The sequence below is a fragment of the Streptomyces sp. NRRL S-495 genome, assembly GCF_000966955.1.
Classification (GTDB): Bacteria; Actinomycetota; Actinomycetes; order Streptomycetales; family Streptomycetaceae; genus Kitasatospora; species Kitasatospora purpeofusca.
Genome location: NZ_JZWY01000456.1, coordinates 1 through 4,970 on the forward strand (window position 1 = coordinate 1; position 4,970 = coordinate 4,970).

General features: G+C 73.8%; 5 protein-coding genes. 1 reads left to right on the forward strand and 4 read right to left on the reverse strand.

Annotated features, from left to right (window positions below):
• Positions 1-56 precede the first annotated feature (56 nt).
• The gene (locus tag VR45_RS23400; protein WP_234326090.1) at positions 57-1,142 is read right to left on the reverse strand and encodes a hypothetical protein; all 1,086 of its coding nucleotides are present in this window, start codon (positions 1,140-1,142) and stop codon (positions 57-59) included.
• 195 nt (positions 1,143-1,337) lie between these two features.
• Here VR45_RS23400 and VR45_RS23405 point away from each other — a divergent pair, with 195 nt between their 5' ends.
• Positions 1,338-2,147 (forward strand): DeoR/GlpR family DNA-binding transcription regulator, encoded by an 810-nt coding sequence (locus VR45_RS23405; protein ID WP_045941789.1) that lies wholly within the window; start codon positions 1,338-1,340, stop codon positions 2,145-2,147.
• A 63-nt stretch (positions 2,148-2,210) separates the two neighbouring features.
• Here VR45_RS23405 and VR45_RS23410 read toward each other — a convergent pair whose 3' ends face one another.
• The 3 genes from VR45_RS23410 to VR45_RS23420 all read right to left on the reverse strand — a co-directional run.
• Positions 2,211-3,197 carry a hypothetical protein gene (locus VR45_RS23410; protein WP_045941790.1) on the reverse strand — a complete coding sequence of 329 codons (987 nt, stop codon included), beginning with the start codon at positions 3,195-3,197 and terminating at the stop codon, positions 2,211-2,213.
• Between the two features lie 140 nt (positions 3,198-3,337).
• The gene (locus tag VR45_RS23415) at positions 3,338-4,384 is read right to left on the reverse strand and encodes an ABC transporter permease (RefSeq protein ID WP_052709312.1); all 1,047 of its coding nucleotides are present in this window, start codon (positions 4,382-4,384) and stop codon (positions 3,338-3,340) included.
• A partial coding sequence (locus VR45_RS23420; protein ID WP_045941791.1) for an ATP-binding cassette domain-containing protein occupies positions 4,381-4,970 on the reverse strand: 590 nt, incomplete at its 5' end. The genes VR45_RS23415 and VR45_RS23420, both read right to left, overlap by 4 nt.

Here is a 4,970-nt window from a genome sequence, read left to right on the forward strand (position 1 = left end):
CCGGTGACCAGCGGCGTCGTGCGTTTCACCAACCGGTACGCCACACCGGAACCACCTCACACCACCCGACCACGCGCCCAGTCGTACAAACGCCGAGCACCGTCACCCAGACGGGTGGCGTAGAGGGTGCCGGCGCTGCCGCCCGCGAGTTCCTCGGTCGTGGTGGTGACGCCCACGACCGTGCCGATACCGGTCCGGGGGTCGAAGCCGGTGAGGTGGGGGCCGCCGCTCGCCCCGTGCGACATGTCGCAGGACTCGCCCCACAGCAGCGGAGCCGCCGGACCGGGGCGGGCGGGTCCGGCGCAGTGGATCATGCGCGTGCCGGAGTACTTGGCCGCAGGATCGTTGAGCCGGTCCTTCGGATACCCGAAGGTGTCGACGAACTCGCCCTCCACGGGCCGGGTGAACGCGATCCGCTGGCTTCCGGTGACCTCGGCGACCCGCCGCCCGTCGGCCGAACGGTTCAGCACGAGCATCCCGGTGTCGTGGCCGGCCGCGGCGACGGCGTCCGAGCCCGTGCCGCCCGGGTCGACGTCCCAGTGGGAGGAGGTGGCCATGCTCCGGACGCTGAAGCCGCCGAGCGGCTTGGTGCCGTTGCGGTAGCCGGGGACGAAGTACAGGTTGTGGCGCCAGGTGCCGTCGGCGGTGGGCGACCCGACGCCCCGCAGACAGTGCGCGGCGGTGACGACGGTGCTGCGGTTCGCGGCGGTGACGACCGTGGCGGTGCAGCTGCCGTCGTAGCCGTCGGAGAAAGTGAAGAACAGCCGCCCCACGCTCCGGTCCACCGCCCCGCCGTGGGTCCAGACGGCCCCCGGGTCCGGGGTTCCGGCGGGCAGCGGCCGGGGGTCGTCGGGCGTGTGGTCGTCCTCGGGCACGGGCGTGATCTCGGGGACGAGGGCGCCCGCGAGCCGCATCCGGTCGGGGGTCCAGTAGGCGTCGATCCGGTCGCGCTCCGCGGTGGTCGTGGCGCCGGCGTGCGCCGTGACGGACTCGCGTTCCGCGGCGACCGCCGTGGTCGGCAGCAGCGCCGCCGCGGTCGCGCTCAGCAGCAGCGCCCCCAGGGCGGCGCGCCCGCGCGGCAGGGTCCGGTCGGTGGCGGTGGTTCCGGGTGTGTTGGCAGTGGTTCCAGGTGTCTTCGACATGGGCGGGACGCTAGCCGCGCCTCGTCAGGCTTCTGTGTGGACGGCGTCGCGGGCGTCCGTCGATCGGGTCAGGATCCGGTAAAGGCGTCTCGGTCGGGTATCGGCGACCACCTGAATGGTCGGGCGTATGCGGTCAGCCAGTATCCTTTACGGACTGTCGGGTCTGATGGCACACCAGTACGAGGGAGCGCATCCGTGGCGGACACCGGACTGCTGGCCCACCAGCGGCAAGCGCTGATCGCCGAGCTGGTGCGCCGCAGCGGGGCCGTGCGCGTCGCCGAGCTGGTCGACCAGTTGGGCGTCTCGGACATGACCGTGCGGCGCGACCTCGACGCCCTGGAGCGTTCGGGCGTGGTGAAGAAGGTGCACGGCGGCGCCGTCTCCGCCTCGGACACCGCCATCGACGAACCGGGCTTCGAGGCCAAGTCCGGCCTGGAGTCGGCCGCGAAGGCCGCGGTGGCCGAGGCCGCCGCCACCCTGGTCGAGCCGGGCAGTGTGATCGCCGTCGCCGCGGGCACCACCGCCTACGCGGTCGCGGCCCGGCTGCTGCACATCCCGCGCCTCACCGTAGTCACCAACTCGCTGCCGGTCGCGGAGCTGGTCCGCTCGGCCGGCGACGAGCACGGGACGGGCGCGCCCTCGCTGCTGCTGACCGGCGGCTCGCCCACGCCCTCGGCCGCACTGGTCGGGCCGCTGGCCGACCAGGCCGTCCGCTCGCTCCACGTCGACCTGCTGATCCTGGGCGCCCACGGGGTCTCCGAGAAGGCCGGTCTGACGACGCCCAACCTCGCGGAGGCGCAGACCAACCGCGCACTGGTCGCCTCCGCACGCCGGGTCGCCGTGGTCGCCGACCACACCAAGTGGGGTGTGGTCGCGCTCAGCGGCTTCGCCACGCTCGACGAGATCGATGTGTTCGTCACCGATTCGGCGCTGAACACCCAGGCCCGGGCCGCCCTGACGGAAGCCGTCGGGGAGCTCGTCGTCGCCCCGGTCGCGGGGGCCTGACCTACCGTCACCGGGGCAGGTGATCGGGCGGCAACAGCGGCAGCAGCCGGGTCGGCCACCGGGTCAGTAGCCGCCGAACCCGCCGTAGGAGTGCCCGCCGGTGAAGCCGCCGGTGCCGCCCATGCCGGTACCGCCGTAACTCGGCCGGTGAGCGGAGGCACGCTGCCCGGGCGGTACGAAGACCGGAACGGGACCGTGGGGTCCTGGCCGCCAGCTGGGCCCGGCCAGATCGTGCCACCACTCCAGGAAGCCGAGGCGGACCTCCCGGGCCAGGCACTCCGCCTCGGTCGCGGCCCTGGCGCGCTCGTCCCACCGGATGTCGACCGGGCTCTCCGCCCGCCGCGCGACGGCGTTCAGCGCATCGGCCAACTCCCTTGCCGAAACGGCCTCCTGATCCTCCATCACCGAGCCATCGAAAGCGACGGCCGCCGCGCCACCCGGCCCGGGCACCGGCAGGTCGACGCGCCGGACGAGGACCGGCTCCCCCGGACCGGCGCTCCGGTGCTGCCACACCCGGCGCAGGGCCAGCTCGTCGAGGACCGTCCGACGGTGCCGCGTCGCCCGCTGCTCGGCCTCCATCGCCGCCCGGTGGGCCTCGCGCGCCTCGGCCACCCGCAGGGCGACCTCCGCCCGCACCGGCCGGTACTCCTCGACGGCCCGCCCCACCTCCAGCGCGAGGACCCGCTGAGCGCGGGCCGACCGTTCGACGGTCCTCCGCTCCCACCCCGGCCAGCGGCGGGGCCGGCCGATGCCGTAGCGGCTTCCCCGGCCGGTGGCGAGGTCGATCTCGATCATGGTGCCGCCGTGCGCCCAGTAGAAGTCCTCCAGGGCCCGCGACAACCGGCCGAGGCAGGCCAAGGCGGCCAGCTCCCAGCGCTCGTGCTCGGCCGGTGTGCAGGGCAGCGGCTCGCCCCGGCCGTCCAGGATCCGGTAGACCTCCACCTGCTCCGGCAGCGCTACCGAGGGATCCGGCCGGAACCCCATGCCGCCGATCTCGGCCACGTCGAGCCGCACGTTCTCCAGCCACACCCCGGTCCACTCCGTGGTCACTGCCGCACCCTCCCGTCCTGCCGACGGACGGTGACCCGCCGGGGGCCGCCGAACGGTCCGCACCCGGGCGGTCACCCACCACGAAGGCTCATCTGCCCGCCGACCCCGTCCCGTACACGCCCGATCCGGGCGGAGGGCGGCTACCCGGGCAGGCCGACGGCCCGTTCGCCGGAGCGGGACTGCTGGATGACCACCGCGACCACCAGCAGGGAGCCTTGGGCGACGTTCTGCCAGAAGGAGTTGATGCCCTCGACGGTGAGGCCGTTCTCCAGCGCGCCGAGCAGGGCGACCGCCAGCAGGGTGCCGCCGATGCCGCCCTTGCCGCCCTTGAGCGCGCAGCCGCCGAGGGCCGCGGCGGTGATCGCCTTGAGTTCCAGGCCCTCGCTGCCGGAGACCGGCTGCCCGGAGCCGGTGCGGGCGGTGAGCAGGATCCCGGCGAGCGCGGCGACCGCGCCGATCAGGGCGTACACGGCGACCAGGTACTTGTTGATCGCGATGCCGGCCAGCCGGGCGGCGGTGTCGTTGCCGCCGATCGCGTAGAGGTTGCGGCCGAGGTCGGTGTACTTCAGCAGCACGTGCACCGCGAGCGCGACCACGATCAGGATCCACACCATCACCGGCAGCCCGGCGATCTTCCCCCGACCGAGGAAGACGAACACCGGGTCGCCCAGGACGTAGCCCTGCGCCCGTCCGTCGGAGACGAGTTGGGCGACGCCCTTGTAGGCGGCGAGGCCGGCCAGGGTGGCGATGGTCGCGTTGACCCGGCCGTAGACGATGACCAGGCCGTTGACGATGCCGACCAGGACGCCGACCGCCACTGCGGCCGCCGTCCCGGCGAAGGCGTTGGACCCGGCCGAGGTGTAGGCCATCGCGCTGACCACCGAGGCCAGGCCCGCCTGCGAGCCGACCGAGATGTCCAGTCCGCCGCAGATGATCACCACGGTCTGGACCACGGCGAGCAGGCCGGTGATGGTCGCGGCCTCGGCGATCACCTGGACATTGGTCCAGCTGAGGTAGTTCTCGTTGAGCGAGCCGAAGACGGTGAGCACCAGGGCGAGGGCGCCGAGCAGACTGAGGTTCTGGCCGCCGAGGGCGGTCAGGACGGCGAGCGGGCGGCCGCTCCCGCGCACGGGCCGGCCGGGCGGCGCGGGCCGGTCGACGGCGGGCGGGGTGGTGGCGCTGGTCATGAGGCTGCTCCCGGAGGCTTCGTACGGGTGATGTCGTCGGCCATCGCGAGTTGGAGGACGGCCTCCTCGGTGGCGTCGGCGCGGTCCAGCTCGCCGGTGACCCGCCCGCCCTGCATGACCACGATCCGGTCGGCCAGGCCGAGGACCTCGGGCAGTTCGGAGGAGATGACCAGCAGCGCGACCCCCTCCTCGGCCAGGTCCGCGATGATCCGGTAGATCTCCGCCTTGGCGCCGATGTCGATGCCGCGGGTGGGTTCGTCGAGGATCAGCAGCTTGGGGCGGCGGGCCAGCCAGCGGGCCAGGACGACCTTCTGCTGGTTGCCGCCGGACAGCTTGCGGACCTCGTGCTCGATCGACGGGGTCCGCACCCGCAGCCGGCCCGCGTACTCGGCGGCCAGCTCGCGTTCGGCGCCGCGCCTGACGAAGCGCCAACGGCGCAGCCGTTCCAGCACGGCGATCGAGGTGTTGTCGCGGACCGACCGGTGCAGGAACAGCGCCTGGGCCTTGCGTTCCTCGGGGGCGAGGCCGAGGCCGGCGCGGATCACCCGGCCGGGGTGGCCGAACGGCAGCGGCCTGCCGTCGAGGG